Origin of the sequence: Amycolatopsis thermophila, assembly GCF_030814215.1 — a bacterium.
GTDB classification, from domain to species: Bacteria; Actinomycetota; Actinomycetes; order Mycobacteriales; family Pseudonocardiaceae; genus Amycolatopsis_E; species Amycolatopsis_E thermophila.
This window is the reverse complement of record NZ_JAUSUT010000001.1, coordinates 1,893,296-1,918,892: the sequence shown is the minus strand read 5'-3', so window position 1 is coordinate 1,918,892 and position 25,597 is coordinate 1,893,296. Positions and strand designations below refer to the sequence as shown.

Genomic DNA, 25,597 nt, shown 5'->3' with positions numbered 1-25,597 from the left:
CCTCACCGATGGCGCAGGATCGCGCCGAACCCCTCGACGAGCCCCTCGTCGACGTGCACCAGGTCCGCGTCCACGGCGATCGCCGCGGCGGGAACCGCCTCGTCGGCACGGCACCGGTGGACCTCCGTCGCGCCGTAGGCCTTGAGCTCCTCCTCGCCGAGCGCGATCTGCGCCGGGCTCGATCCGGTGCACACCACGTCCTCGCCGGGGTCACCGACGAGGAGAGTCTCCACATTGGCCTCCCGCAGCGCGGCGGTCACGGCCTCGAGTCCCTGCACCGCAAGGCCGTCCGGCTGGTCGAGCGCGCCGTGGAAGCGTTCGACGACGTCGGTCAGGACGCGCTGGCGCACGGCCTCGGCCAGCTCGTCGGCGACGTCGGAATGGGTGGCTTCGCGGGCGCGGGACTTCGCGGCGGCCGGCAGTTCGTCGATCACGGCCGTGCGGCCCTGCACCTCACCGGCGACCACGATCAGCTCCGCGCCGGTGCGTTCGGCCAGCCGCGCGACGGCGGCCGCGACGTCGGCCACGTTGTGCCGCTTGACCTCTTCGGTGCGGTGCTGCATCCGGTGGTGCGCCTCACCGCCGCCGCGCGTGTGGTGCACGGGGTGGTCCTGGCCGGTCACCACTTCCGAGGCGACCTCCCGGCCGTGCGCGTCGTAGGCCTTCACGGTGGCGCCCACCTGGTCGACGTCGGCGACCACGTGCGGCAGGCCGAGCTCGCCGTAGCGCGCGAGCGGCAGCAGGTAGGGCAGGTCGGACACCCGGGCGATGGTGGCGGCGGGCGGATTCGCCAGGTGCTCGTCGACCAGCACCTCGCCGCCCGCGGCGAGCAGGGCGCGACCACTCCGGCCGGTCGCGCGGGGGCCGTCCAGGATCGCCGACTCCAGTGCGCTGACGGCACCGTCGGGCGCGTGCTGGGCGGTCAGCGCGTCCTTGAGCTCACGCCACTTCAGTTCCAGCTGCTTCTCGGCGTCTTCGGTGTCGTGCGAGTCCTCGAAGTAGACGGACGTGAACGGACCCGTCGCGGTCACCAGGGGGCGCAGCGTCGTCGTGTCCATGCCCGCTTCTTACCCGGGTGCACCCGGTGTGAAACGCCGCTGTTTCATGAGGGGATGACGTGGTGGGAGGCTCTGCTCGTGTTCCTGGCCGGGGTGTGGGCCGGCACGATCAACACGGTCGTCGGGTCCGGCACGCTGGTGACGTTCCCGGTGCTGGTCGCACTGGGGTACTCGCCGGTGACCGCGACGACCTCGAACGCGATCGGGCTGGCGCCGGGCACGATCAGCGGCGCGATCGGGTACCGGCACGAGCTGACCGGGCAGGGGCGCCGCGTGGCCCGCTACGCGGTCCCGTCGTTCCTGGGGGCGATCTGCGGCACGGTGCTGCTGCTTTCCTTGCCGCCCAACGCGTTCGAGACCGTCGTTCCGGTGCTCGTCGGTCTCGCCGTGGTGCTGGTGATCATCCAGCCGCGGGTGTCGGCGTGGGTCGCCCGCCGTCGCGAGGCCGGGAACGGCGGCCGTGCGCACACCCCGCTGCTGTTCTTCCTGATCTTCCTGGTCGGCATCTACGGCGGCTACTTCACCGCGGCGCAGGGCGTGATGCTCATGGCGTTCATGGGCATGCTGCTCACCGACCCGCTGCAGCGGCTCAACGGGATCAAGAACGTCCTCGCCGCCGTCGTGAACGTGGTCGCCGGCGTGATCTACGCGTTCATCGCCCCGGTCAGCTGGCCGGTGGTCGCGCTGCTCGCCGTCGGGTCGACCGCCGGCGGGCAGCTCGGCGCCAAGATCGGGCGCCGGCTGCCGCCCGCGGTGCTGCGCGGCGTGATCGTCGTGGTCGGCATCGCCGCGATCGTGCAGCTGCTGATCAACCGGTGAAGCTGCACGCCGCCTGCAGGAACGCGTCGTTCTCCGCACGGGTGCTGATCGTGATCCGCACGCCGTCACCGGCGAATGCCCGCACGACCACCTTGTTCGCCAGCGAGTGCTCGGCGAACTCGAGCGCCTTCTCGCCCAGCGGCAGCCACACGAAGTTGGCCTGCGTCTCGGGTACCTCGTAGCCGGCGGCGGTGAGTTCGTCGGCGACGCGCTGCCGCTCGGTGATGATCTCCGCGCAGCGTTCGCGCATCTCGTCCTCGGCGTCGAGCGACGCCATCGCGGCGATCTGCGCCAGTGAGTTGACGCTGAACGGGATGTAGACGCGGCGCACCATCTCGGTCAGCGACTCCGGCCCGACCAGGTAACCGACGCGCAGGCCGGCCAGCCCGTACGCCTTGGAGAAGGTCCGCAGCACCACCACGTTGTCGCGGGTGCGCGCGAACTCCATCCCGTCCGGCACGTCGGGGTCGGCGACGAACTCGCGGTAGGCCTCGTCGAGCGCGACGACCACGTGCGGCGGGACCTGGTCGAGGAACCGGACCAGGTCTTCGCGCCGGCTGACCGTGCCCGTCGGGTTGTTCGGGTTGCAGACGAAGATCAGCTTCGTCCTGGGCGTGATCGCGGCGAGCATGGCGTCCAGGTCGTGCGCGTGCGAGGAGTCCAGCGGCACCTTCACCGAGGTCGCGCCCGCGATCTGCGTGACGATGGGGTAGGCCTCGAACGACCGCCACGCGAAGACGACCTCGTCACCGGGCACGCACAGGGCCTGCGTGAGCTGCTGGCACAACGCGACCGAGCCGCAGCCGACCGCGATCCGCTCGACCGGGAAGCCGAACTTGCGCGCCAGCCGGTCCGCCAGCGCGGTGACACCCATGTCCGGGTAGCGGTGCACGTCCGCAGCCGCCTCCGCGATCGCGGCGCGCACGCTCGGCAACGGGCCACCGGGGCACTCGTTGCTCGCGAGCTTGATCGCCCCCGGCACCGTCCGCCCGGCGACGTACGCGGGCAGCGAGCCGAGATCGGGACGGGTCTGGACGGACATGGCTGGCTCCTTCGGTCGAACGCGCTGCTGCCACGTTATCCCGAACACTCGACCACATTCGGTGTTGACTCCCGTTCACCCGGAGATGGTTGAGTAGTGCGATGACGCAGACGCACACCGAGCACCACGAGCGGGACGACGGCCGCGCGATCGACCTGACGTTCGCCGAACCCGACAACGTCGTCCGGGGCGGACTCGTCGTGCTGCACGAGGTCGGCGGGGTCACCGGTGGTGTGCGCCTGCTGATCGCGAGCCTGGCCGCCGAGGGCTGGCTGGCCGCCGCACCGCACCTCGAGGACGAGCCCACGCCGGAGGGGGTGCTGGCCGCCACCGACGTCGCGCTGGCCTGGCTGGTCGACCGCGGTGTCCCGGCCGACCTGCTGGGCGTCGTCGGGTTCGACATGGGCGGCACGGCCGCGTTGCTGGTCGCCGCGAATCGCAAGCTGGGCGCCGCGGTCAGCGTCGGCGGGCAGAGCGTGGCGGAGAAGCCGGCGCTGATCGACATCGCGCGCGAGCTGGTCAGCCCGTGGCTCGGCCTGTACGGCGACGCCGGCGACGACCTGAGCGCCGCCGAGGTGGAGAAGCTGCGCGAGGCGGCCGCCGGAGCGCGCGTGGCCACCAACGTCGTCCGCTACCCGGGGGCCAACCACCGGTTCGACGCCGACCCGCAGGCGGCGGTCGAGGCCTGGCAGCGCACGTTGAGCTGGTTCGACGCCCACCTCCGCTAATACGCTCCCGGGGTGACCACCGATGTTGCTGACACCCCGGAAGTGTTGTGGCGCCCCGACCCCGAGCGGGTCGCCGCGAGCCGCATCCAGGCGTTCCGCGACTGGCTGCGCGCGGAGCGTGACGTGGCCGTCTCCGGCTACGACGAGTTGTGGCGGTTCTCCGTCGACAGGCCCGAGGAGTTCTGGGGCGCGGCGGCGGAGTTCCTCGGCCTCCGCTGGCACGCCCGGCCGAGCGCGGTCCTCGCCGACGCGCGCATGCCGGGCGCGCGGTGGTTCCCCGGCGGCACCCTCAACTACGCCGAACACGCCCTGACCGGCGCCGACGACGACCTCGCGGTGATCTTCGAGCGCGAGGACGGCCTGACCGCCCGGCTCACCTACCGCGAACTGCGCGAGCAGGTGGCCGCGGCCCGGGCGGCGCTGGTTGCGCTCGGGGTCGGCAAGGGCGACCGCGTCGTCGCGCTCGCGCCGAACTGCCCGCAGACGCTCGTCGCGTTCCTCGCCACCGCGAGCCTGGGCGCGATCTGGTCGTCCTGCTCCCCGGACTTCGGCGTCCGGGCGATCAGCGACCGGTTCACCCAGATCGAGCCCAAGGTGCTCGTGGCCATCAACGGCTACGTCTACAACGGACGGTCCTTCGACGTCCGGCCGACGGTCGGGCAGCTGCGCGAGCAGATCCCGTCGCTGGCCGCGACCGTCCTCGTCGACTACGCCGGTGGCGGCACGGTCGACGGTGCGCTCGGCTGGGACGCGCTTCTCGCCGAGCACGCGGGCGCGGAGATGGCGTTCGAGCCGGTGCCGTTCGACCACCCGCTGTGGGTGCTCTACTCGTCCGGCACGACCGGGCTGCCGAAGGGCATCGTGCAGGGCCACGGAGGGATCGTGCTCGAGCACCTCAAAGCGACGGTGCTGCAGATGGACCTCGGGCCGGGCGAGCGGTTCTTCTGGTTCACCACCACCGGCTGGATGATGTGGAACTTCCTGCTCGGCGGGCTGCTCGCGCGCTCGACGATCGTGATGTACGACGGCAGCCCCGGCCACCCGGACCTGAACCGGTTGTGGCGCCTGGCCGCCGAGCAGCGCATCACCTACTTCGGCACGTCCGCGCCGTTCATCCAGAGCTGTCTCAAGGCCCGCGTCCACCCGGGCGCCGACTTCGACCTGTCCGCGTTGCGGGCGCTCGGCTCGACCGGTGCGCCGCTGAGCGACGACGGGTTCCGCTGGATCGCCGACGAGGTCGGCCGGTCGGTGCAGATCTGCTCGGTGTCCGGCGGCACCGACCTGTGCGCCGCGTTCGTCGCGGCCGCGCCGGACGTGCCGGTGTGGCTGGGCGAGCTGTCCTGCCGGGCGCTCGGGGCGGCGGTGACGGCGTTCGACGAGGACGGGCGGGAGATCGTCGACGAGGTCGGCGAGCTGGTGGTGACCAAGCCGATGCCGTCGATGCCGGTGTTCTTCTGGAACGACGAGGACGGGTCGCGGCTGCGCGAGGCCTACTTCGACACCTACCCGGGCGTGTGGCGCCACGGCGATTGGATCAAGATCACACCGCGCGGCTCGGCGGTGATCTACGGCCGCAGCGACTCCACGCTCAACCGCGGTGGCGTGCGGATGGGCACCGCCGAGTTCTACCGGGTCGTCGAGGGCTTCGACGAGATCGCCGACTCGCTGGTGATCGACACCACGCGCGCGGGGAATACGGAGGGTGAGCTGCTGTGTTTCGTCGTGATGGCTCCGGGCGCCGATCTTGCCGCCGTCGAGCCGGAACTGCGTGCACAGTTGCGGCGCGCCCTGTCGCCACGGCACGTGCCCGACCGGTTCGTCGAGGTGGCGGAGGTCCCGCGGACGCTGAACGGTAAGAAGTGTGAGGTGCCGGTCAAGAAGATCCTGACCGGCGTCGCGCCGGAACGGGCGGTCAGCCGGGACGCGCTCGCCAACCCGGCCGCGCTGGAGCCGTTCGTCGAGCTGGCCAGGGGGAGTTAGGGGGCAGGGGTTGACCGGGAGGTCGTTGGCAGGGGAGCGGCACGCCACCGCGGTCTGGCGCGTGACCGGGGTGGCGTCGGTGTTCGCGATCACCTGGGTCACCAGGCTGGTCGGGCTGCTGGCGGTGGTCTCGGTCGTGGTGCCCGCCGGGCGGCGCGGCATGCGCGGCCACGTGGCCGAGTGGCTGGAGCTGCCCCAGGAGGCGAGCACCGCGGGAGCGGCCGTCGTGCTCGCCGTCGGCGTCCTGCTGATCCTCCTCGCGTCGGGGCTCAAGCGCCGCAAGCGCCGGGCCTGGCAGCTCGCGCTCGCGGCGAGCGTCCTGCTGGCCCTGTCGCACCTGGGGTTGCAGCACGTGTTCGGCGCCGGGGTGGTGTCGGTCGCGCTGGCCGTGACCCTGGTGCTGAACCGGCGGCACTTCGTCGCCCAGCCGGACCCGGTGACCGGCAAGTGGGTCGCGCTGCGGGTGTTCGTCCAGCTGCTCGTGGCCGGGTTCGTGATCAACGTCGCCCTGCTGTCGGTGTCCCCGGCGCGGATCGTGGAGCCGCTGCCGTTCCCGGACCGGATGGCCGAGTCGGCGCTGGCGCTGTTCGGCATCAGCGGGCCGGCCGTGTTCGGCGTCGAGTGGATGGACGACCTGGTCGCCACGGTCGGGCTGCTGTTCGGGCTGGGTGCGGTGCTGCTCGCCGCGTACTTCCTGCTGCGCTCCGCCGAGCCGGCGCCGCACCTGAGCGAGGACGACAAGGCGCGGCTGCGGGCGCTGCTGGACAAGCACGGCGCGCGGGACTCGCTGGGTTACTTCGCGTTGCGGGACGACAAGTTCGTGGTGTTCTCGAAGTCCGGCAAGGCGGCGGTGACGTACCGGGTGATCGCCGGGGCGGCGATCGCCTCGGCCGACCCGCTGGGCGACAACGAGGCCTGGCCGGGTGCGATCGAGGAGTTCCTGGCCGTGTGCCGCCGGCACGGGTGGGTTCCGGCGGCGATGGGCTGTTCGGAGCTGGGGGCGACCGCGTGGGCGCGGTTCGACCTGGACGTGCTGGAGATCGGCGACGAGGCGGTCGTCGACGCCGAGACCTTCACCCTGGACGGGCGCGCGATGCGCGGGGTGCGCCAGGCGGTGGCGAAGACCAAGCGCGCGGGCTACAGCGTGCGCGTGCGACGGGCCGAGGACCTGGCCGACGGCGAGCTGGCCGAGCTGGAGTCGCTCGCGGCGAAGTGGCGCGGGAGCGACACCGAGCGCGGGTTCTCGATGGCGCTGGGCCGGATGGGTGATCCGGGATCGGTGCTGGTGACCGCGGAGCACGAGGGCGTCGTGCGCGGGCTGCTGCAGTTCGTGCCGTGGGGGACGGACGGGCTGTCGCTGGACGTGATGCGCCGCGACCGCACGGCCGACAACGGCATCAACGAGCTGATGATCTCCGAACTCCTGCTCGCGGCGCGCGATCACGGAGTGAGGTACGTCTCGCTGAACTTCGCGGCGTTCCGGAAGCTGATGGAGCAGGGGCGGCGCATCGGAGCCGGCCCGGTGGCGCGCGCGTCGGCGAAGTTCCTGGGATGGATGTCACACTGGGTGCAGATCGAGACGCTGTACCGGTTCAACGCCAAGTTCCGGCCCGCGTGGGTGCCGCGCTACCTGGTGTACCCCGGCGTCCGGGAGCTCCTGCGCGTCGGCGTGGCCGTCTTCGAGGCCGAAGGGCTGGCCGGACGTTCCCCCAGGTTGCGGCGGTTGTTGCGGAGATGAGGGGGTCCTTTGCCGGGGCGTTCGGGGGCTGTGTACGCTATCTCAGCAGTGGTCGTGATCCGGGAGGCTTCGCCTAGTCTGGTCTATGGCGCCGCACTGCTAATGCGGTTGGGGGTAACCCCCCCTCCCGGGTTCAAATCCCGGAGCCTCCGCAAGGCACTCGGACCCCGAGTGCTAGAGTGAAAACTGAACAAGCGCCCGTAGCTCAACGGATAGAGCATCTGACTACGGATCAGAAGGTTAGGGGTTCGAATCCCTTCGGGCGCGCGTCTGGTTGAGACAGCAGTACCAAGAAGCCCCCTGGCGACAGGGGGCTTCTTGCTGTCCGGGGTCGATCAAGGCGGAAGGAGTGTCAGGCCGGGTTGCCAAGCTATCGCCAACTTTGCCTCACGATGCCGGCTTGTCGACGATCACGACGTTGAGAGCATTCGCACTCGCCCAGGAGGCCTGTCCGCGGCCCATGTAGTTGTTCAGGTCATCAAGGCGGCCCCTGCGGGGCCGCTGACCCGGCCCTCATCCTGTCGAACCGCCAGACGCGGGCGTGCGGCTGGGGCCGGTCCCGCGTGGCGGTTCGACGGAGGCCGGGCGGCCCCGCAGCCGCCGCAAGAGGAAGAACAACGATGCCCTCGCCGGGCAGGCAGGCGCCGGGATGACCGGGGGAGTGCAGGCCCGGTTGCGCTGGCAGGGTGGGCGCTTGGTGGTCATCCCGTCGCCTGATCTGATGGGTACCACGCCGCGCTGGGGCCGCAAGTTCGGCCGGCGGTTGAGCACGGAGGTTGCGGCCCCGACACGGCGTGATCGAGACGCCATCAGGCGACGGGATGACCACCAACCACGGCTCACAGGCCGAAGGCCGCGCCTTCGAGCAGGATGACCACACCGATGGCGATCAGCACGACCGGCAAGACGATATGGCCCCAACGGGACAGTGCCCGGGCGATCAGAGGGCGGCTGGCCAGAAACCAGCTCAATGCGCACCAGAGCGCGAGTCCGGTAAGGAATACGGCAACGTAGCCAACCATCCGGCCGATACTGGCAACAGCGAACACCGGAACGTAGACGCCGATGTTGTCCCCGCCGTTGGCAAAGGTTACGGACGCGACCTGAAGTATCCCCGCTCCCGGGTTCAACTTGCCGCCCCCGACCGCTGTCGCGTGCCGGTCTCTCCACGCCTTCCACGCCGCGCGTAGCCCAAGCAGCAGCGGCAGCAGCCCCAGATATGGGGGGATCGACTCTGGCAGCAGACTCGCACCCAGTGCGCCGATGACCGACACCAGCAGAATCGCACCGAAACCGAGGTATTGACCGAGCGTCACCCTCAGCGCCGCCGAGCGGTTGCCCGCCGCCTGGCCGAAAAACACCACCAGCACCAACATGTCATCAATATTGGTCGCCGCGAACATGCCTGCGGCCTGCCCCAGTAGCCCCCACTCCACTCCGCGCACCTGCCTCACCGCTACGCGTCAGCCCGCGTCGTCGAAGTTACACGAAAGCGGCTGAACGCCTCTTTGTTCCGCTGCAACCTCTCCGGCGGTACAAATCCGGTACAGATGGCAGCGGACAGCGAGTTCACGAAACTACTGGGGCAGTGTGACACCCGGCTTGAGGCGCATCTCGAAGAAGTCCAGCAGACTGTCGGCGATCAAGCCGGATATCGCGTCGACGGGCGACTCGACGCCAATCTGAGCTTCCATCTCCCCAGGAATCACTGCTTTGACTTACGTGCAAATGGTCGTCGGCTGGGCGTCGCCCACCAATGCCTCCCACATCGCCACCCCGCCGCAGGTCACCGAAGACCCGAAAAAGGTCAAGGGGTCGCAGGTTCAAATCCTGTCACCCCGACGGTCACTCGACGCCTCCTGATCCGGGCGAAAGCCCAGGGAGGCTGTGTTGTGTCCATGCATGGTCGACTTGCGGGCAGTCGACGGGACACCGAAGTTTCCGTGACTCAGGTGACCGTCGCCCGCCCGCTGTTCGGGTCCCATACCATCTTGGGCGTGGCGCGGGTGAGTCGCGGCGAGAATCAGGACCTGGAGTGGCGCAGGGCGCTCGACGCGGGCCGGTCCGCCCTGGAGGCGGGTGACCTGGCTGAAGCTGACGAGTTGTTGGCCAGCGCGGCGGCCGAATCCGAAGTACCGGAAGTCGACGAGGCCAGGGCTCAGCTGTCAGAGGCCAGAGGTGATCCTGCGGGGGCGCGGGGTTGGCTTGAACGGGCGTTCCGTGGTTACCGCAACGCAGGCCAACGGCCGTCGGCCATCCGGGTGGCGGCCGGCCTGGCTCGGGTCCATTACGGCTTCCTCGGAAATTTGGCGGCGGCGAAGGGCTGGCAGGCCAGAGGCCGGCGGCTGGCCGCGGAGCACGGCCCGTGCTTGGAGGAGGGGTACTTGGAGTTGGCCCTGCTGGCCTGCTGGGAGTCAGACATCGACGCGCTGACGGCCGCCTCCGAGCGGGCCCTGAGGATCGCTCGCGACTTCGACGATGTCGATCTGGAAGTGCGGGCCCTGGCCGACAGCGGGCTGGCGTTGGTCTCCGCTGGCCGGATCACCGAGGGACTGTCCCGCCTGGACGAGGCGGGCGCGGCGGTCACGGCCGGCGAGGTGGCGAATCCGCGGATGACGTCGGCGGTGTTCTGTGCCATCTTGTCGGCCGCGGCCCGGACCGGTGATGCCGCCCGGGCCGGGGAGTGGACCCGCCTGTTCGAGGAACATTGGAGCGAACGTGGTCTGACGATGGCCGCCTACCAGGTCAGTCATTGCCGCAGCGAGTACGGCGCGGCCCTCTGCACGTGCGGTCGATGGGATCAAGCTGAGGTTCTGCTACAAGAGGCGGTCGAAGCGGGGCGGCGATCCTCACCGGTGACCCTCTGGGAGGGCCTGTCGAGCTTGGTGTCGCTGCGGGTTCTTCAAGGGCGCGTGGAAGAAGCCGCCGCGCTGCTCGAAGGCTGGGAGGACCGGCTGGAACTGGCCGAGGCGTCCTGCCGCGTGGCTTTGGGCCGCGGGGAGGCCGACCGGGCGGTGGCTACGGCCCTATCCGCGCTTCGCAAGATCTCTGGGGACCGGCTGCGGGCCGTGCCACTGTGGGCGCTGGTCGTGGAGGCGGCCGTTGCCGGCGGAGACCTGGATCGGGCAGCGGAGGCGGCCGAGTCGCTGGCCTTGGCGGCGTCGCAGACCGAGATTTCGTCGCTGGCGGCCGAGGCCCGCCTCGCCGTCGCCCGAGTGGCAGCCGCCCGCGGGGAGTCCGAAGCGGCGGCGGCCGAATGCGAGGCCGCGCTCGCTTGCCTGGGGGACGTCGAGAGGCCGCTACTGGCGGGTGCGGTGCACCTCGAGCTCGCTCGGGTCGTCGCCAGCACCGATGCGTCCTGGTCCGAGGTCGAGGCCCGGGCTGCTTTGGCCATCTTCAACCGGCTCGGCGCCGAAATGGCCGCGGCCGCGGCCCGATCGCATCTTCGGACCCTCGGTGCCCGGGTCGCCGACGGCGGGACCTCCGCCTTGGCGGAGCTGACCGAGCGGGAGCTGGACGTGGCCCGCCTCGTCGCGGCCGGGCTGTCCAACCAGGAGATCGCCCGCCGGCTGTATCTGAGTCCCAAGACGATCGAGCACCACGTGGGGCGGATCCTGGCCAAGCTGGGGCTGCGCCGGCGGGGTGAGGTGGCCGCCGCCCTGGTCAGGATCGGGGGCCGATAGGGGAAACCCCCGATGGCAGCCGGGCCCGGCCGCCGCATGCTCCTCCTACACGGTGGTACGCAGCAAATAGGAGGAGATCATGACGGCAACGGCATTGGGATATGTCGGCATCAACGCCGAAGCCCCGCAGGAGTGGGCCGGCTACGCCGAGTTGTTCGGGCTCAGGCCCGAACAGGACGTGTCGGGGGCGGTCCGCCTACGTGCCGATGAGCGCTCCCAGCGGATCATCGTCGAAGCCGGGCAATCGGGCCTCGGCTATCTCGGATGGGAAGTGCCCACCCCCGCCGCCCTGGAGGCGACCGCGAACCGCCTCGACGACGCCGGCGTCCGCCTTCGGGAGGGCACGCCCGCAGAGCTCGACCTCAGACGTGTCGATCGGCTGCTCTGGTGTGCTGACCCATCAGGTAACCGGGTCGAGTTCGCCACACCGGTCGCCCGCTCGGACCGCGAGTTCGAGCCGGCGGCGGGGGTGTCGGGCTTCGTCACCGGCGAGCTCGGGGTCGGCCATGTGGCCCTCTGCGTCACCGACCTGGATGCGTCCCTGCGGTTCTATCGCGACGTGATGGGCTTGCGGATCTCAGAGCAGATGCCCGGAATCGGCGCCGCGTTCTTGCGGGCCGGCGGCCGCCATCACAGCCTGGTCCTCTTCGACGTGGGCATCACCGGTATCGACCACCTCTTCGTGCAAGCCGAAAGCATCCATGACCTTGGCCGGGCCATGGACTCTGCCCGCCAGAAGGGTGTCAACCAGTCGGTCGCCTTGGGCTACCACCCACCCGACGGCACCATCAGCGCCTACTTCGCCTCACCGTCGCGGTTCCGCCTGGAGTACGGCTGGGGCGGCCGGACGGTGGACGACACCTGGATTCCGGGCAGCTGCGACGAAACACCGTGGGGGCATGACGGCCTCCTCGACTCCATCCACGACGCCCTGGCTGCCGGCGGCCGCCTGGGCTCACCAACCGTGGGGACGAACCGGTGACCGCCGCACTCTCGGCCCCTCCATCTCGGGTCGTGCCAGCTGACAGCCGGCAGAAGCATCCGCTCGCGCCGAACCGCTGGCTGCCCAGGGCCGCGTTGCATGTGAGCCTGGCGGCGCTGCCCGTGCTGGGCATCTCCGCCGACGTGTTCGGAGGGATATCCCGGCATACCCTGGCCGAGTGGGTCCTGCTGCCCCTACTGGTAGCCGCCTGTTCCGCACCGCTTGGCCCGTCGAGTAGAGGAGTGGGGTCATGCGGACAGCCGTAGTGGGCGGCGGGCCAGCCGGGCTGCTTTCCGCGCTCATGCTCGCCCGAGAAGGCCACGACGTCGTCGTCTTTGATCAGGACAACCTGGCTCCCGTGCCCGATGTCGAAACGGCCGCCGAAGAGGCTTACCGGCCAGGCGCCCCCCAAGCCGTGCAGCCCCACATCGTCATGAGCCGGTGCCGCCTCGTTCTGGCCGAGCGGCTACCCGATGTCCTGGCCGACCTGATCCGTGCCGGAGCCATCGAGGCCCCGCTGGCGGATCGGCGGCCGCCGACACTCCGCCAGCTGCCCGCCCGACCGGGCGATGAACGGCTCGCCACGATCATGGCTCGGCGATCCACCTTCGACTTGGTCCTGCGCCGAGCCGCCGCCCGCCAGGACGGTCTTGAGATCCGCGCCGAGCGGGTCAGCGGCCTGTCGGCCCAGGCCGGCCCGGTGCCGCACATCTGCGGCGTGCGCACCGCGCAGGGTGAGATACCAGCCGACCTGGTCGTCGACGCCTCGGGGCGACGCTCACCCATCGACAAGTGGCTCCAACACCACGGCGCCCGCCCAGCCGAGAAACTCTCGGCCGAATGCGGCGTCACCTACTACGGACGCCACTACCGGTTACGAACCCAGGCCGCCCTGCCCGGCCCTCTCAACACCCGGGTGGTAACGGCTTTCGACGAGTTCACGGCCGTGCTGTTCTGCTCCGACCACGGGGCCGTGCAGACCGCCGTGGCCCCCTTGACCGCGGACCACCGCTACCGGCCCCTGGCGCATGAGGACGCGTACGACGCGGTGCTGCGCGCCTTGCCGACCCACGCCCCGTGGATGCCTTACTTGGATCCGATCAGCCCGGTCCGCCAGATGGTCGCACCCCACAACACGCTCCGCCGCCTCGTCGTCGACGGAGCACCGCTAGCCACGGGCCTGCTCACGGTAGGCGACGCGGTGTCGACCACCAACCCCACCTTCGGGCGCGGATTGAGCCTGGCCGCATGGGGAGCCGCCGACCTCACCGACGTACTCGCCGAACATCCCGACGACGCCATCGCGCAGACCCTCGCCCTCGACGCCCGGATCGCAGAACACGTCGCCCCGTACTACCAGGACCAGGCCAGAACCGACCTGGCCAGGCTCGCCGCCTTGCGTCACGTTGTCCTCGGTACCCCGCCCGCTCCTCGGGCGAGTGGTGACCACCCGGTCGGCTTTGCCCAGCTGCGGGCGGCGGCCGCTGTTGACGCCACCGCGTTTCGCGCTTACTGGGAGCTCATGGGCATGCTCCGCAGCCCTTCGGATATCTACTCCGACCCCCATATTCTCACCGCCATCTCGAAGAGCGAGAGCGACATACAACCTCCCACCCCTGATTCAGCCATGTTGCAAGCGGCTCTACGCCGCCCATCCTCGGCCCACTCCCGCTCAGCCAGGCAACCCCCAGCCACGCTCCCGGCCAGAACCGACGGCAAGGTGCGGTGAAGGAGGAACGGTGATTCAGGCAGCGTGATCTTAGCGGAGCTGCCCCCGGTGGCTACCGCACGCAAGGCCTTCGTCAATCGTTCGTCCGTGGATTTGGACAGCACCCAGCGGACACAACCGTGATCACTATCGGCGGGAAGTGACGGCACTCGGCGGCGCGGCCATCTGCCGACCCCTGATCACCACGATGGGGGAGGCTTAGCGTTGGTGTGGCGGCGCGGGTGGGATCGAGCTGGTATCGGGCGCCGATTGTGGCCAGACGAGCAGCACTGGGCAGGGAGCGTGATCGACGACGAACCGGCTGGCCCGGCCGAGGCTTTTCGGGCCTGGTCGGCTGCGGTCGCCGTCGCGAGCCAGGATCAGCAGTTCGGCGGCCTTGGCGGCGTCGAGTACCTCCTGCTCGGGTCGTCCCCGGCGGTGTAGCCGCGTCGAGGGACGGTGCAGGCGGTGCGCGGCGGCGGTGAGCAGCTGCTTGGCCGCGCTCGCTGCCAGTTCCTCGACGTGCCGGCCGGGGTCGCGGTCGGGGTGGCCGCGACCGAGGAGGCCGGTGTAGGCGCCGTGCGCGGCGGCGGGGATCTCCTCGACGGTGACGTGGAGCAACGCGATGTCGGAGTCGGCCGGTGCCAGCGTTGCGGCGGCATCGACGCAGGCCATCCAGGTGCCCTCGACGATCCAGACGATCACGGTCATGGGTCAGCCTCCGATCAGGTGCAGTGCTGCCCACAGGCCCAGAACCGCCACGATCAGCGCGGTGGGGACGGTGAGTAGCCCGAGTCGGGTGAACTCGCCAAGGTCGGGTTCGGTGTCGTGTTCGTGCAGGACGCGGCGCCACAACAGCGTTGCCAGCGACCCGACGTAGGTGAGGTTCGGGCCGATGTTCACGCCAATGAGGGTCGCCAGCACCAGGCCCGGCCCCGCCACGGCGGCCAGGGGCAGCAGCACCAGCACGGCGGGCAGGTTGTTGATGACGTTGGCCAGCACGGCGGCCACCGCGGCGGTGCCCAGCAGCGCCGGCAGGGTGGCACCGGCGGGAATGAGGTGCCTGACGGTGCCGGCCAGGCCGTTGTCCACCACTGCGCGCACGACGATGGCCAGGGCCAGCACGAACGCCAGGAACGGCACGTTCGCGGCTCGCAGGATGCCGGTCGGTGTGGTGCGATGCTGGGCTAGGGCACGGACGGCGAGCACCAGCGCGCCCGCGAACGCGGCCCATGCGGGGTTGATCCCGGCCAGCGAGGTCAGCCCGAACCCGGCCAGGGTGCATGCGACGACGACGAGCACGAACACCGGCACCTCCGGCTCCGTGGGCTCCCGGGGTCTGGCCGGGGTGGGTAGCACGCTGGCGCCGGCGCCCAGGTCGGTGGCGAAGAAGCGGCGGAACACGAGGTATTCGGTGGCGATGGCCGCGATCCAGGGCAGTGCCATGAGTGCGGCGAAGCGGGTGAAGGACAGTCCGCTGGCTGCGAACGCCAGCAGGTTGGTCAGGTTGGACACGGGCAGCAGCAGCGAGGCCGTGTTGGCCAGGTGGGTGCAGGCGTAGGCGTGCGGTTTGGGACGGGCACCCACCTGTACGGCGGTGGCGAACACGACCGGGGTGAGCAGCACGACGGTGGCATCCAGGCTGAGCACCGCCGTGATCGCCGACGCCGTCACGAACACCAGCACCAACAGGCGGCGTGGCCGGCCTCGGCAGGCGCGGGCCATCAGCGCGCCCGCGTCCCGGAACAGGCCCTCGTCGTCGCAGAGTTGCGCGAGGACCAGCACCGCGGCGAGGAACCCGACCACCGGCGCCAGCCGTGTCAGCTCCGCCTCGGCGTACGGCAGCGAGATCGCCCGGATCGCCACGAGCAACACCGCGGCGGGCACCGCGACGACAACCTCGGGCCATCCCCGCGGCCGGGTCACCGCGAAACCCAGCACCACGAGCAACAAGACCACCGCGATGGCCTCGGTGAGGGCCGCGCTCAGCGCAACACCCTCCTATCCGCTGCTGGTTGGGTAACGCTGGAACGGCTGGTCGGGCTGGTGCTCGGCCATGGGAGTCCTTCCGTGCGCTAGCGTGTGGCAGCGCGGGTATGCGCCAAGCGATAGGAACCCGTGCCGGTTTCGATGATGTTGCCGCCGAAGGTGAGCTGGTTGACAATCCGGCGCACAGCCGCGGGTCGGTGAATGTTTTCGTCCAGCCACCGAAGCTGTCGTTGGACGCGATGGCCAGCGAATTCTTCTCCGCACGCTCGGTCAAGACCTGGAACGACAGTTCCGCGCCAGGCCGATCCGGTTCCATGTAGCCCAGCTCATCGATGCATAAAAGATCAACCCGCCCGTAGCGGGCGAAGGTCTTGGTCAGGATCTTCTCATCGGCCGCCTCGACCAACTCGTTGACCAGTTTGGTGGCCAGAGTTTACCGGACCCGGAACCCGGCCATCGCGGCCTCGATCGGTTCAGCCGCCAAACACGCCGTGCGCAGCGAACGCGGCACGCGTCCGACGGGTCTGGAAGGGGGCAAGCCGCGAATTGGTGAGCGGAGTGGATCAATCCCGTCACGATTCAGCCCAGCGTTGACCAAGCCGCTCCGGCGGCCGACGGTGACAAGCCGAGTGCCGGTCGAAGCTGATCTCGGCAGATCCGGCTGGCGATCTCATCACCGACCGCAGGACGAGCGCATCGACGCAGGTGAAGGCAGGAATCGACGAACAACGGCGAGTGTCGGCGATCGCGGAAACGGCATCGGAAGGTTAGGGGTTCGAATATCTTCGGGCGCGCGTCTGGTTGAGACAGCAGTACCGAGAAGCCCCTGGCGACAGGGGACTTCTTGCTGTTCGGGGTTGATCACGGCAGCTCGATCGGTCCGGGTGGAGGCCGTCCAGGCGTCGCCGCTCGGTGGGGACGTGTTGCTCCTGGCGACCCCGCAAGGTCGGCCGCCGAACGTGACTCCTTCGAGCGAACTTTCTCGGCGCGTCGCGGTGGTGCCCGCTTTGATCGAGCTCAGGCAGCCGTCGCACCGCTTGAGGAGGAGTCGTGGCAGGTCGTCCGGATGGCCGGACCCGGGTGGTCCGCCGGCTCGTGCCGGTCCTGGTCGCCGCGCTCCTCGCGCAGGTGCCCGGGGTCGCCTCCGCCGCCGAGGCTCTCCTCCCCGACCTCGGCATGGCCCGGCTCACCGACGTCAAGCTCGTGACCGCGGCGGGCCAGCGGCAGCTCCGGTTCTCCACGACGATCGTCAACGTCGGGCGCGGACCGTTCGAGCTCGTCGCGAGCCGGTCGTCCGCCCGATCGTCCTTTGTGGTCTCCCAGCGGGTCGTGCACGCGGACCGCTCGCAGGTGACCACCGGCGTGCCGGCCGGTCTCGTCTACGCCGGCGACGGCCACAACCACTGGCACGTCAGGGATCTGGAGAGTTACCAGATCGTGCGGCTGGACGACGGCAGCAAAGTGGGCACCGGCATGAAGGGCGGCTTCTGCTTCTACGACAACGACCCCTACCGGCGCGCGCTGCCCGGCGCGCCACGGTCCTCTGTGTACTCCCGCGCCGGGTGCGGCCAGGAGGACTCGCTGACGGTCTCGATGGGCCTGTCCGTCGGCTGGGGCGACCGCTACGCGTGGACGCTGCCGGACCAGTACATCGACGTCACCGGTCTCCCCGACGGCCGGTACCGGCTGATCGCCACGGCCGACGCGCAGGGCAGGTTCGTGGAGAGCGACCGCGGCAACAACACGACCTGGGTGGACCTCGTGCTGACCACCCGCAAGTCCGGCGCCACGGTGCGGGTCATCGCCTACGGGCCGACAGCCTGACCCTCGGCTGTCCCGGGCGCGCGCCCCTCAAAGCTTGACGACCAGGGCGGACAGCCGCCAGGTGCCGGGGTCCGGGGCGCGTTCCACGGTCACCGGGGCCAGTGGCCGGCGCAGCAGGGCGTTGAGCGCGACCTCCGTCTGGACCCGCGCCAGTGAGGCTCCCAGGCAGAAGTGCGGCCCGTGACCGAAGCCGAGGTGGCCGCTGGCGGGTTTGGTCACGTCGAGGACGTCGGGCGCCGGGAAGCTGCGGGGGTCCCGGTTGACCGCTGCCACCGCGGCGACGATCGCGTCGCCGCGGGGGATCCGCACGCCGTGGAGCTCGACGTCTTCCCGGGCGTAGCGCGGGATCGTCAACAGCGTCGGACCGCACCAGCGGATCAGTTCGTCCACCGCGTGCGGCATCAGGCCGGGGTCGGCGCGCAGGGCGGCCAGCTGGCCGGGGTGGTCGAGCAGCGCGGCCACCGCGTTGGCGATCAGGTTCGCCGGCGTCTGGCCGGCCAGCACGAGGTGCCACACGAGCGTCACCAGCTCCGCCTCGGTGACCCCGTCGACCGCCAGCAGATCGCTCAGGATGTCGTCACCTGGCGACTCCCGGCGCCGCGCGATCGCCGCCCGCGCACCGGCCATGATGCCCGGGATCGACGCCGCGAACGCCTGACCGTGGCCGGAGGCCACCGCGGCCCCGTACTCGCGCCAGCGCGGACGGTCCGGGTGCGGGATGCCGACCAGTTCGCAGATCACGTCCATCGGCAACGGCCGCGCGAAGTCCCGCAGCAGGTCGGCCTCGGCGCTCAGCTCGTCGATCAGCCGGGCGACCAGCGGCTCGATCCGCGGCCGGAAGTCCAGCGCCCGCCGGGCCGAGAACGCGGGCGACACCAGCCGCCGCAACCGGGCGTGCTCGTCGCCCTCCATCTCCGACATCGTGCGCAGGTAGGGGCGGCAATGCTCCGGAACGTCCGGCCGCTGGTAGCTGTCCGGGCTGAGCTCGAATCGCCGGTCAGCGAGCATCGCCCGCGCGTCTTCGTGGCGGGTCACCGCCCACACCGGGCCGAACCCCGGCGCGCTCACCCGTGCCAGCGGCGACTCCCCCCGGGCGCGGCCGTAGGCGGTGAACGGGTCGGTCAGCACTTCGGGATCGGTCAGGGAGATCTCGGGAACCACGCACACTCCAGATGTTAATTCCAGATGTTCAGATCATCTGGATGAGGACGATATCTTGGACGCCCACCCGAGGCAACGAGGAGGTCCGTGTGGCGCGGCTGACCCGAGCGGAAACCCAGGAGCGCAACCGCGCGAAAGTGCTGGTCGCCGCGCGGGAGGAGTTCGCACGGCGGGGATTCCGGGACGCCAAGGTCGACGTCATCGCCGAACGCGCCGAGCTCACCCGCGGTGCGGTCTACTCGAACTTCCCGGGCAAGCGGGCGCTGTACTTCGCGGTGCTGGCCGACCTGGCCGCACGCGCCGAGGCCGCGCCGCACTCCCGTCCGGGCGCGGACGTGCGATCGGCGCTCGGGGCGTTCGCGCGGGACTGGATCGTGCGCGACGCCGCGCTGGGCCGCGACCTGTCCGCCGAGGTGATGGCCGACGAGCGGGTCCGCCTGCCGTTCACCCAGCTGCTCGAACTGGGCGCGCTGCTGCTCGCGCTGGCCATGGAGCGGCTCGACCCACCGCCGTCGGATGGCCCGCCGGCGCGGTACGTGCGGCGGGCGCGCACGGTGCTGACCACGCTGCACGGCGCGCGTCAGCTGACCGTCGCCGCACCCGGGTTCGTCGAGCCGTTCGACGTGGTCAGCACGTGCGAGCAGCTCGCCGACCTGGCTTTCAACGACTTCTGGGCGGCGCCCCAGCTGGCTCCGCCCGCGCGCCGGGCCGACGAGCCGTGGACCGCCGGTGAGGCGTTCGACCTGGTGCGCGGAGCGCCGGTGCCGATCCCGTCCGACGGTGTCGTCGCGGTGCTGGGCCTGCACCGGCTCGCCGCGGCCGAGGAGGCGGTCCGCGCCGGCGCCGACGTGACGGTCGTGGTGGTGACCGGCGAACCCGCCGAGCTGGGACCGCTGGCCCGGCTGGTGCTGACCGAGGTGGCGGGGTGCCTGCGCCAGGCGTTCCCGGCCTCGGCCTGGCCGCGTCTGCGTGTGGTGTGCGACGAACGGGGTGAGCTGGGTGCGGTGGCCGGCGCGGCGGCGGTCAGCGACGCGACCGAGGTGGCGGTGCGCGTGGAACACGGCCGGATCGTCGCGCGCGCAGACGGGTTCGGGGCGTGTCACGCCGTGGCGGCCGCGGACGTTGCGTCCGGCGGCTACCGCCGGGACGATGTGAAGTCGTGACGACTGTGGAGCCTTCGCTGCGCTACGGCCAGGCCGCGGGGCGATGGGTCCTGCTGGCCACCGTGCTCGGGTCGGGGGTGACGTTCCTCGACGCGACGGTCGTCAACATCGCGTTGCCGAGCATCGGCGAGGATCTCGGGGCGAGCACCGCGGGTCTCCAGTGGACGATCAACGGCTACACGCTCAGCCTCGCCGCGCTCATCCTGCTCGGCGGATCGCTCGGCGACCGGTTCGGGCGGCGGAAGATCTTCGTGCTGGGCGTCAGCTGGTTCGCGACCGCGTCCCTGCTGTGCGGGCTCGCGCCGAACACCTGGACGCTGATCCTCGCCCGGGTGCTGCAGGGGGTCGGCGGCGCGCTGCTCACGCCGGGTTCGCTGGCGATCCTGGAGGCCTCGTTCCACCCCGACGACCGGGCGAAGGCGATCGGCGCGTGGTCGGGCCTCGGCGGGATCGCCGGCGCGTTCGGCCCGTTCCTCGGCGGGTGGCTGGTCGAGGTGGCGAGCTGGCGGCTGGTGTTCCTGATCAACGTGCCGCTCGCGCTGGTCGTCGCGCTGGTCGCGCTGCGGCACGTGCCGGAGACCCGCAACCCGGAGGCGGCGCGGCAGCTGGACTTCACGGGCGCGGCGATGGGGGCGCTCGGGCTGGCGGGGCTGAGCTACGGCTTCACCGCCTGGCCCGCGCTCGGGCCCGGCTCGCCTGCGGTGGTGACCGCGCTCGCGGTCGGCGTCGCCGGGATGGCCGCCTTCGTGGTGACGGAGCGGCGGTCCCGTCACCCGATGCTCCCGCTCGGCCTGTTCGCGTCGCGCCCGTTCACCGCGGCGAACCTGGTGACGTTCGCGGTGTACGCGGCGCTGGGCGGCGTGTTCTTCCTGGTGGTGCTGAACCTGCAGGTCGTGGGTGGGTACCCGCCGATCGCGGCCGGATCGGCGACGTTGCCGGTGACCGCGCTGATGCTCCTGCTCTCGGCCCGCGCGGGCGCGCTCGGGCAGCGCACCGGTCCACGGCTGCCGATGACCGTCGGGCCAATCGTGTGCGCGGTGGCCCTGGTGCTGTTGTCCCGGATCTCCGCGCACCCGGACTACCTCACCGACGTCCTGCCCGCGGTGATCGTGCTGGGGCTGGGCCTGTCGTTGACGGTCGCGCCGCTGACCGCGACCGCGCTCGGCTCGCTCGACGACCGGTACGCGGGCATCGCCAGTGGAGCGAACAACGCGATCGCCCGGACGGCCGGGCTGCTGGCCGTCGCGGTGTTGCCGCTGGTCGCGGGCATCGGCACGGGCAGTCTGACCGATCCCGTGGCGCTCGCGCCCGCCTACCGCATGGCGATGCTCGTGTGCGCCGGGCTCCTGCTGGCGGGCGCGCTGATCGCGTTCGCGTTCGTGCCCGGGCGCGTGAAGCCGGCGCCGCGCAGCCCGGTCAAGGTCCACTGCGCGGTGGCCGGCACCCCGCTGCACCCGAAGGAATGCCGGGAGCCCTCCGGTCGTTGACATGTCAGCGAGAAGGGAGCGGGTCATGAAGAGCAGGAGTTCGCTCAGGTCGCTCAAGCGTCAGCCGGGCTCGATCGTGGTTCGGCGGCGGGGACGCGCGTTCGTCATCAACAAGCGCTCGCCGCACCTGAACACGCGGCAAAGCTGAATTTTTCCGATGTGGGCCCGTCCATTCGTGGACGGGCCCTTTTCACGGCGTTTATCGTCATCAGCGATGAGCGGCAGAGGAATTGCGGTGGTAGTCGGCGCGACCGGCGGGATCGGCGCCGAAGTTGCCGCTGCGCTGGCTGATCGCTACACGCTGTGGCTGGTCGGGCGCGACGAAACCGCGCTCAAAGAAGCCGCCGAAACGTTACCCGACGCCCATTTCTGGACGGTCGACCTCTCCGGTGATACGGACATTTCCGGTATTCCGCCGAAATTGACTTCGGTCGACGTTCTGGTGCATTGTGCCGGGATCATCGACTTGGGGACGGTCGCGGCGACACCGTCGGTCACGTGGCGGGAACTGTTCGCCGTCAACCTCTTCGGCGTGGTCGAGATGACGCGGGTGCTGTTGCCCGCGTTGCGGGCCGCCCGCGGGCGCGTGGTCCTGGTCAACTCGACGGCCGTGCACGGCTCGCCCGCCAACCGCGCCGCCTACGCGGCCAGCAAGACCGCCCTGCGCGTGTTCGCCGAGGCGCTGCACCACGAGGAGCTGCCGCACGGGGTTCGTGTCAGCAGCATCTACCCCGGCCGCGTCGACACGGCGATGCAGCGGTCGGTGCGCCGCGCGGAGGGCGGGCCCTACGAACCCGAGCGGTACCTCGGCCCCGCGTCGGTCGCGGCGGCCGTGCGCGCCGTGCTGGCCGCACCGGCCGACGCGCACCTGACCGAACTGGTCCTGCAGCCCGAGTGGCGGCCGTGATCTTGCGGCCGGACCGCGCCGTGCGGTGGTATGGACGGCATGAACCAGACCGACGGTGTCGTCGTGATCGCGACCATGCAGGCCGCTGAGGGCAAGGAAACGCAGGTCGAGGAGGCGTTGCGGGCCGCGGTGCGCGCGGTGCACGCCGAGCCGGGCTGCGAACGGTACGCGCTGCATCGCGATCCGCGGTCGCCGTCGACGTTCGTGATGCTGGAGAAGTGGGCGTCCGGATCGGCGCTGGGCGCGCACGGCAAGGGCGCGGCGCTCGCCGAGCTGACCGCGGCCCTGGACGGGCTCCTGGCCAAGCCGATGGACGTGCAGGTCCTCACCCCGCTGCCGGACGGGGACCCGCAACGGGGCGCGCTCTGATCCGGGGTGCGCGTCGCGCCTGGACCTCCACGACCACGGGGTGGTCGGCCGGTACGGAGCTCGCCCGCGCCGAGGCGGGGTGGGCCGGCTCCAGCGGCTCGCCGAGCCCATGACCGGGGATCCTCGCGCCCCGCTCGGCATGGCGCGCATCCGCGGCCGCTGCTGGTGAAGGCGGGCAGGCGTGAGTTCACCGGCCGGCTGCTCGGCCGTTCGGCGCCGAGCAGCGTGGTCGATCTCGACGGCTCGGGCTCGGTGCCGAGCGCACCAGCCCGGCCTGGCGGGCGTGGCGCGCCCACGCCGCCGCCGTTCGGCGCCCGGGGTGCCGTGCGCTTCGTTGAGCTGGTCGCCTGCGGTGGTGGTCTGGTGATGTGCCCGGGTGCTCGGGGTATGGCGGGGCCGATCCGCGCCGGGGTGCCGTGCGTCTCGATGAGCTGATCGCCAACGGTCGCGGTCCGGTGACGTGCCCGCGCGCTCGCGGTGTGGCGGAGCCGTTTGGCGTGCGGATGCCGTGCGCCTCGTTGAGCTGATCGCCAGCGGTGGTGGTCTGCTGATGTGCCCGGGTGCTCGGGGTGTGGCGGGGCCGATCCGCGTGCGGATGCCGTGCGCCTCGACGAGCTGATCGCCAGCGGTGGCGGTCGCGTGACGTGCCCGGGTGCTTGGGGGTGTGGTGGAGCCGTTTGGCGTCTGGGTGCGTGTGGCTCGATGAGCTGATCGCCCGCGGTCGTGGTCGGGTGACGTGCCCGCACGCTCGCGGTGTGGCGGAGCCGTACGGCGGCGGAACCGCCCCGGAGTCCGGGTGACGGCTTCCGGCCCGACAGGAGCCGTGCGTTCTTCGCCCGCGGTCAACCCGTTTCGCGCCCGGTCCTGCCGGCGGCCCCCTTTCTGTCCTCAGTGGACGATGAGTTGTCCACAGAATTGTCCACCTGTGGATCGGTTTGTGGACAACCACTCAGGCCGGAGTGGCGTACCGGGCTTCCTGCTTACCGCGCGTGCGCGCGGCAATCCGCCGGGCGCCGGTCATGTTCATGCGCCACGTCGCCATCGCCACGCTGACGCGGAAGTGGTTGGCCACGGAGTGATCCGACCAGCCCTTGAACGCCGCGACCCGGGCGGCGTCGGTCGGGACGAGGAGTTCGCCGGAGAGCTCGGTGGCCTCCTCCTCGATGCCCGCCACCGCCGAGCGGCAGCCGTTCTCGTCGGTCAGGGTGAGGCCGAACGGGTGCTCCAGCAGCACGTGCGCCATCTCGTGCGCGATCGTGGACCGCCTGCGCCGCAACGGGTGCACGTGGTTCTCGATGATCACCGCACCGCTGGGCTCGAGCGGGACCAGCGCCGCGGAGAACACGTGCGGGCGCTCCTCGGTCAGGTAGCGCACGGACGCCTCCGGCAGGACCGGGTTGCTCAGGTCGTACACCTCGATGCCGTACAGCTCGGCCAGCGCCCACGGGTCCAGCGGCGCGAAGACGTCGAGGCCCAGCTCCTCCCGGACCTCCAGGGCGAGCTCCCTGGCCTCCTTCTTGAAACCCCGGCGGAGGGTCATTTCAGCTCCTCGTTCTTGGCGCGGATGTGTCGCATCGTCAGCCCGACCACGTCCAGCAGGTGCTGCTGGTCGGCTTCGCTGAGTTCGTCCTCGGCCCGGAGCAGCGGCGCGAGCCGCGCTTCCAGCGAGGGGCGGCGGCGGTTGTCCGGCAGGCCCTCCGGCCACACCATGAACGACTCGGCGGGCATGCCGAGCCATTGCACGAGCGCGATGAACCCGTCCAGGTCCGGCCGGTGACCGTTGCCCATGCGGCTGACCAGGGACGCGCTCACCCCGGCCTCGGCCGCGAGCTGCCGCCACGACAATCCGCGCGACTCCCGCTCCGCGTCCAGGGCCGAATAGAGCCTGCCCGTGTCCAGCCGTCCGCCCATGCGCACCTCCACGTCTCTTCGCGTCGCAGTTTTGCCGAACCGTTGCGGGAGTGCAACGGAGGTGTAATACTGGGATGGTGTTGCAGGTCTGCAACATCAGAGGAGGGGGTTCTCTCATGGCACGGACGGTCTACTGGGTCTCGCCGATGATGGGCAGCTGGGACGTGCGGCGCGGTCAGGTCGTGGTGTCGCACCACGAACGCAAGCGGGACGCGGTGCGCGCGGCCGCGAAGCTGGCGCGCGCCGATCGCCCGAGCGTGCTCCGCATCCAGCGGAGGGACGGCTCGATCGAGAGCCGGCGGCTCTACGGCAACGATCCGCTGCCGGCGCCGGGATGAGGTGTGCCGCCGGTTCGGGGCGGGCTGGTGGTGGTCGAACATGGGTTCGACCTTAGGGGTGGGGTCTGACAATTCGGGGTCGTGCGGACCCGGACGTCAGGAGACCCTCCGCTCGGGGTCCGAAGTGGACAGGTAGCTCTCCACGGTCGCACACAGGATGTGCACCGCGACGAGGTGTGCCTCCTGCACGGTCGGCGCCGTGCCGGGCAGGCACAACGCGTCCTCCACGGCGTTCGCGAGCGGGTTCGGGCCCGGTCCGGTCAGTGCCCACACGTTCGCCCCCGCGCGCACACCCTCCTCGGCGGCCCGCGTCAGGTTCCTGCTGCGGCCGCTCGCCGACAGCAACAGCACGACGTCCCGGGGCCGGGCGTGCGCCCGCACCTGACGGGCGAACACCTCGGCGTGGTCGTACTCGTATTCGTCGCCCACCGCGATGAGGCTCGAGGCGTCTGCGTGCAGCGCGATCGCCGAGAACGGCGGGTGGTCGTCGTGGTAGCGCCCCAGCAGTTCCGCCGTGAGCTGCTGGGCTTCGGCCGCGGACCCCCCGTTGCCCGCGGCGAGGAGACGGTGGCCTTCGCCCAGCCGTTCGGCGAGGATCCGTCCCCAGCGCGTGAGCCGTCCCGTCTGCTGGCGGAGCGCACTCAGCGTCTCGTCCAGGATGTCGAGATGTCCGCGCGCCACGTTCGGGAGAGTGGTGATCGCGCTCATGC

General features: G+C 70.9%; 23 protein-coding genes, 2 tRNA genes and 1 pseudogene. 16 read left to right on the top strand and 10 right to left on the bottom strand.

Going from position 1 to position 25,597, the window contains the following annotated elements:
• Positions 1–2 precede the first annotated feature (2 nt).
• Positions 3–1,058 (bottom strand): Rv2629 family ribosome hibernation factor, encoded by a 1,056-nt coding sequence (locus FB470_RS09445; RefSeq protein WP_306990466.1) that lies wholly within the window; start codon positions 1,056–1,058, stop codon positions 3–5.
• 54 nt (positions 1,059–1,112) lie between these two features.
• On the opposite strand from FB470_RS09445, the gene FB470_RS09440 reads away from it, so the two are divergent.
• Positions 1,113–1,877 (top strand): sulfite exporter TauE/SafE family protein, encoded by a 765-nt coding sequence (locus tag FB470_RS09440; protein ID WP_306990465.1) that lies wholly within the window; start codon positions 1,113–1,115, stop codon positions 1,875–1,877.
• On the opposite strand, the gene hisC is transcribed toward FB470_RS09440, so the two are convergent.
• On the bottom strand, positions 1,867–2,919 hold the full coding sequence (gene hisC / locus FB470_RS09435; protein WP_306990463.1) for a histidinol-phosphate transaminase: 1,053 nt from the start codon (positions 2,917–2,919) through the stop codon (positions 1,867–1,869). The genes FB470_RS09440 and hisC overlap by 11 nt on opposite strands.
• 101 nt (positions 2,920–3,020) lie before the next feature.
• Here hisC and FB470_RS09430 point away from each other — a divergent pair, with 101 nt between their 5' ends.
• The 5 genes from FB470_RS09430 (at position 3,021) to FB470_RS09410 (ending at position 7,632) form a co-directional block, all read left to right on the top strand.
• Positions 3,021–3,647, top strand: a complete 627-nt coding sequence (locus tag FB470_RS09430; protein WP_306990461.1) for a dienelactone hydrolase family protein — start codon at positions 3,021–3,023, stop codon at positions 3,645–3,647.
• A gap of 12 nt (positions 3,648–3,659) precedes the next feature.
• Positions 3,660–5,627 carry an acetoacetate--CoA ligase gene (locus FB470_RS09425; RefSeq protein ID WP_306990460.1) on the top strand — a complete coding sequence of 656 codons (1,968 nt, stop codon included), beginning with the start codon at positions 3,660–3,662 and terminating at the stop codon, positions 5,625–5,627.
• A 61-nt stretch (positions 5,628–5,688) separates the two neighbouring features.
• The gene (locus FB470_RS09420; protein ID WP_306990458.1) at positions 5,689–7,365 is read left to right on the top strand and encodes a phosphatidylglycerol lysyltransferase domain-containing protein; all 1,677 of its coding nucleotides are present in this window, start codon (positions 5,689–5,691) and stop codon (positions 7,363–7,365) included.
• A 62-nt stretch (positions 7,366–7,427) separates the two neighbouring features.
• Positions 7,428–7,517: transfer RNA gene (locus FB470_RS09415), tRNA-Ser, on the top strand.
• Between the two features lie 42 nt (positions 7,518–7,559).
• Positions 7,560–7,632, top strand: a tRNA-Arg gene (locus FB470_RS09410).
• A gap of 572 nt (positions 7,633–8,204) precedes the next feature.
• On the opposite strand, the gene FB470_RS09405 is transcribed toward FB470_RS09410, so the two are convergent.
• A complete protein-coding gene (locus FB470_RS09405) occupies positions 8,205–8,768 on the bottom strand; it encodes a cadmium resistance transporter (RefSeq protein ID WP_370876457.1) in 564 nt (187 codons plus the stop codon).
• Between the two features lie 549 nt (positions 8,769–9,317).
• Between FB470_RS09405 and FB470_RS09400 the strand changes: the two genes are divergently transcribed.
• The 3 genes from FB470_RS09400 (at position 9,318) to FB470_RS09390 (ending at position 13,759) form a co-directional block, all read left to right on the top strand.
• Positions 9,318–11,048, top strand: a complete 1,731-nt coding sequence (locus FB470_RS09400; RefSeq protein WP_306990457.1) for a helix-turn-helix transcriptional regulator — start codon at positions 9,318–9,320, stop codon at positions 11,046–11,048.
• Between the two features lie 79 nt (positions 11,049–11,127).
• Positions 11,128–12,030, top strand: a complete 903-nt coding sequence (locus FB470_RS09395; RefSeq protein WP_306990456.1) for a VOC family protein — start codon at positions 11,128–11,130, stop codon at positions 12,028–12,030.
• A 250-nt stretch (positions 12,031–12,280) separates the two neighbouring features.
• Complete coding sequence (locus FB470_RS09390) at positions 12,281–13,759, top strand: NAD(P)/FAD-dependent oxidoreductase (protein WP_306990455.1); 1,479 nt, start codon at positions 12,281–12,283, stop codon at positions 13,757–13,759.
• Positions 13,760–13,957: 198 nt separating this feature from the next.
• On the opposite strand, the gene FB470_RS09385 is transcribed toward FB470_RS09390, so the two are convergent.
• The 3 genes and pseudogenes from FB470_RS09385 to FB470_RS09375 form a co-directional block, all read right to left on the bottom strand.
• Positions 13,958–14,449, bottom strand: a complete 492-nt coding sequence (locus tag FB470_RS09385) for a universal stress protein (RefSeq protein WP_306990453.1) — start codon at positions 14,447–14,449, stop codon at positions 13,958–13,960.
• A gap of 3 nt (positions 14,450–14,452) precedes the next feature.
• Complete coding sequence (locus FB470_RS09380; protein ID WP_306999156.1) at positions 14,453–15,703, bottom strand: SLC13 family permease; 1,251 nt, start codon at positions 15,701–15,703, stop codon at positions 14,453–14,455.
• A gap of 262 nt (positions 15,704–15,965) precedes the next feature.
• Positions 15,966–16,133, bottom strand: a pseudogene (locus tag FB470_RS09375) (ATP-binding protein); the annotation flags it as partial.
• A gap of 644 nt (positions 16,134–16,777) precedes the next feature.
• Here FB470_RS09375 and FB470_RS09370 point away from each other — a divergent pair.
• A complete protein-coding gene (locus FB470_RS09370; protein ID WP_306990451.1) occupies positions 16,778–17,551 on the top strand; it encodes a lysyl oxidase family protein in 774 nt (257 codons plus the stop codon).
• Positions 17,552–17,578: 27 nt separating this feature from the next.
• On the opposite strand, the gene FB470_RS09365 is transcribed toward FB470_RS09370, so the two are convergent.
• On the bottom strand, positions 17,579–18,712 hold the full coding sequence (locus FB470_RS09365; protein ID WP_306990450.1) for a cytochrome P450: 1,134 nt from the start codon (positions 18,710–18,712) through the stop codon (positions 17,579–17,581).
• Between the two features lie 89 nt (positions 18,713–18,801).
• On the opposite strand from FB470_RS09365, the gene FB470_RS09360 reads away from it, so the two are divergent.
• From FB470_RS09360 to FB470_RS09340, 5 genes are read left to right on the top strand one after another with little or no spacing between them, the layout of a single operon-like run.
• Entirely contained in the window at positions 18,802–19,875 is a 1,074-nt protein-coding gene (locus FB470_RS09360; protein WP_306990448.1) for a TetR/AcrR family transcriptional regulator, read from the top strand.
• Positions 19,872–21,362 carry an MFS transporter gene (locus tag FB470_RS09355; RefSeq protein WP_306990446.1) on the top strand — a complete coding sequence of 497 codons (1,491 nt, stop codon included), beginning with the start codon at positions 19,872–19,874 and terminating at the stop codon, positions 21,360–21,362. Before FB470_RS09360 ends, FB470_RS09355 begins: the two co-directional genes overlap by 4 nt.
• 25 nt (positions 21,363–21,387) lie before the next feature.
• On the top strand, positions 21,388–21,510 hold the full coding sequence (locus tag FB470_RS09350) for a ribosomal protein bL36 (RefSeq protein ID WP_306990444.1): 123 nt from the start codon (positions 21,388–21,390) through the stop codon (positions 21,508–21,510).
• A 27-nt stretch (positions 21,511–21,537) separates the two neighbouring features.
• On the top strand, positions 21,538–22,269 hold the full coding sequence (locus tag FB470_RS09345) for an SDR family oxidoreductase (protein ID WP_306990442.1): 732 nt from the start codon (positions 21,538–21,540) through the stop codon (positions 22,267–22,269).
• Between the two features lie 39 nt (positions 22,270–22,308).
• Positions 22,309–22,638, top strand: coding sequence for a putative quinol monooxygenase (locus tag FB470_RS09340; RefSeq protein ID WP_306990440.1), 330 nt, complete (start codon positions 22,309–22,311; stop codon positions 22,636–22,638).
• Positions 22,639–23,587: 949 nt separating this feature from the next.
• On the opposite strand, the gene FB470_RS09335 is transcribed toward FB470_RS09340, so the two are convergent.
• On the bottom strand, positions 23,588–24,178 hold the full coding sequence (locus FB470_RS09335) for an ImmA/IrrE family metallo-endopeptidase (protein WP_306990438.1): 591 nt from the start codon (positions 24,176–24,178) through the stop codon (positions 23,588–23,590).
• A complete protein-coding gene (locus tag FB470_RS09330; RefSeq protein WP_306990437.1) occupies positions 24,175–24,549 on the bottom strand; it encodes a helix-turn-helix domain-containing protein in 375 nt (124 codons plus the stop codon). The genes FB470_RS09335 and FB470_RS09330 overlap by 4 nt, the downstream gene beginning before the upstream one ends.
• Before the next feature lie 116 nt (positions 24,550–24,665).
• Here FB470_RS09330 and FB470_RS09325 point away from each other — a divergent pair, with 116 nt between their 5' ends.
• Positions 24,666–24,887 (top strand): DUF2188 domain-containing protein, encoded by a 222-nt coding sequence (locus FB470_RS09325; RefSeq protein ID WP_306990435.1) that lies wholly within the window; start codon positions 24,666–24,668, stop codon positions 24,885–24,887.
• 96 nt (positions 24,888–24,983) lie between these two features.
• Here FB470_RS09325 and FB470_RS09320 read toward each other — a convergent pair whose 3' ends face one another.
• On the bottom strand, positions 24,984–25,595 hold the full coding sequence (locus tag FB470_RS09320; RefSeq protein ID WP_306990434.1) for a D-sedoheptulose-7-phosphate isomerase: 612 nt from the start codon (positions 25,593–25,595) through the stop codon (positions 24,984–24,986).
• Positions 25,596–25,597 lie beyond the last annotated feature (2 nt).

Bases quoted from the DNA above. Each gene is read 5' to 3' on its own strand.
- FB470_RS09445 (WP_306990466.1), bottom strand. From the start codon at position 1,058: ATGGACACGACGACGCTGCGCCCCCTGGTGACCGCGACGGGTCCGTTC.
- FB470_RS09440 (WP_306990465.1), top strand. From the start codon at position 1,113: ATGACGTGGTGGGAGGCTCTGCTCGTGTTCCTGGCCGGGGTGTGGGCC.
- hisC (WP_306990463.1), bottom strand. From the start codon at position 2,919: ATGTCCGTCCAGACCCGTCCCGATCTCGGCTCGCTGCCCGCGTACGTC.
- FB470_RS09430 (WP_306990461.1), top strand. From the start codon at position 3,021: ATGACGCAGACGCACACCGAGCACCACGAGCGGGACGACGGCCGCGCG.
- FB470_RS09405 (WP_370876457.1), bottom strand. From the start codon at position 8,768: ATGTTCGCGGCGACCAATATTGATGACATGTTGGTGCTGGTGGTGTTT.
- FB470_RS09395 (WP_306990456.1), top strand. From the start codon at position 11,128: ATGACGGCAACGGCATTGGGATATGTCGGCATCAACGCCGAAGCCCCG.
- FB470_RS09390 (WP_306990455.1), top strand. From the start codon at position 12,281: ATGCGGACAGCCGTAGTGGGCGGCGGGCCAGCCGGGCTGCTTTCCGCG.
- FB470_RS09385 (WP_306990453.1), bottom strand. From the start codon at position 14,449: ATGACCGTGATCGTCTGGATCGTCGAGGGCACCTGGATGGCCTGCGTC.
- FB470_RS09350 (WP_306990444.1), top strand. From the start codon at position 21,388: ATGAAGAGCAGGAGTTCGCTCAGGTCGCTCAAGCGTCAGCCGGGCTCG.
- FB470_RS09340 (WP_306990440.1), top strand. From the start codon at position 22,309: ATGAACCAGACCGACGGTGTCGTCGTGATCGCGACCATGCAGGCCGCT.
- FB470_RS09335 (WP_306990438.1), bottom strand. From the start codon at position 24,178: ATGACCCTCCGCCGGGGTTTCAAGAAGGAGGCCAGGGAGCTCGCCCTG.
- FB470_RS09330 (WP_306990437.1), bottom strand. From the start codon at position 24,549: ATGGGCGGACGGCTGGACACGGGCAGGCTCTATTCGGCCCTGGACGCG.
- FB470_RS09325 (WP_306990435.1), top strand. From the start codon at position 24,666: ATGGCACGGACGGTCTACTGGGTCTCGCCGATGATGGGCAGCTGGGAC.
- FB470_RS09320 (WP_306990434.1), bottom strand. From the start codon at position 25,595: ATGAGCGCGATCACCACTCTCCCGAACGTGGCGCGCGGACATCTCGAC.